General features: G+C 39.4%; 1 protein-coding gene. It reads right to left on the bottom strand.

Annotated elements, in window-relative coordinates; all coding sequences use genetic code 11:
• Positions 1 to 1,074, bottom strand: a 1,074-nt coding sequence (locus AC1DSE_RS35695) for a hypothetical protein (RefSeq protein WP_477529172.1), incomplete at both ends; no start/stop codon positions are given.

The following is a 1,074-nucleotide window of genomic DNA, read 5'->3' as shown; positions in this document are numbered from 1 at the left end:
GCATCAGGCAGTGCAATTGGTCTACGATGGACATATAGTAGCTTAGTGACCGGCTCCGACCATTTACGATAGGATGATATACCTGGATTATCTTGCGCTCTGTAGCTAATCTCGTAAACACCAGGTTTCTCTAGTGAATTTAAAGTTGTTGAACGTGTCTGTCCATGATACATGCTCATCCCTTCAGGATTCTCAAAAATATTAGGGTTGTGGCTGTACGTCCACTCTTCTAGTATCTTAGGATCTTCCTCTATATCGGAGAAGATTTTGTCATAGGTAATCGTTTCATTGATTAGTACAGCTTCATATTTCTCCTCGGTGTACATATCACCATAATTTAGTTTCTTAACATTGGAGAAAACAGCATTCGACTGTCCTAACGACATTAAACCGGCAAAACCTTTTGAATACGTACCATCGGCAACCTCTAGTACTTTCGCATAATTCACATATACACGCTGGATGCCATTAACCGATTCTACTTTAATCGGATACGTGTTAAACGCAGTCCGTGTCATAGGTGTAGATTGCAATAACGTTTTCACACCATTAACCACACGGAATAACGATAGGGTGTTCTTGCTCCACTCCATAGCATACATATTCTTTTCATTCTGGATCTGGAAAGCAGCTCCGATAACCTTGTCATTTCTTATATCACTAACATTCGCATGAAATTCTAAGGCGTAGTTTTTCATCGAGCTTCCTGCATCATAGAGCATTCCGCCCCAATCATCGCTAGTAATTTCAACTGTATTCGGATCTATTTCTTTGATTGAACCATTTGCGTTAGCTGAAACAAACGGCATGACATTTTTTTCGTAAAAAACATAAATGGAGCCATCAGGTAAAATAGGTGTTGATGATCCTGATTGCTTTTGATTATTTCCTGGTTCTGGTCCGGAATATGGTGTCTGGGCAATGACACTATTGGTTGTTGCATTATACAAAACGGACCATATTTTTTTAGGTGCATCAGCATCACCCCAAGAGCTTCCCACACCCATAAACACAGGATAAATAATCTGATCGTATTGATTGATAAATATTTTACCAAGGTTTGAACCATAATCT

The sequence above is a fragment of the Paenibacillus sp. 01L418 genome (genome assembly GCF_056400045.1).
This window is presented reverse-complemented; position numbering and strand designations above follow the sequence as displayed.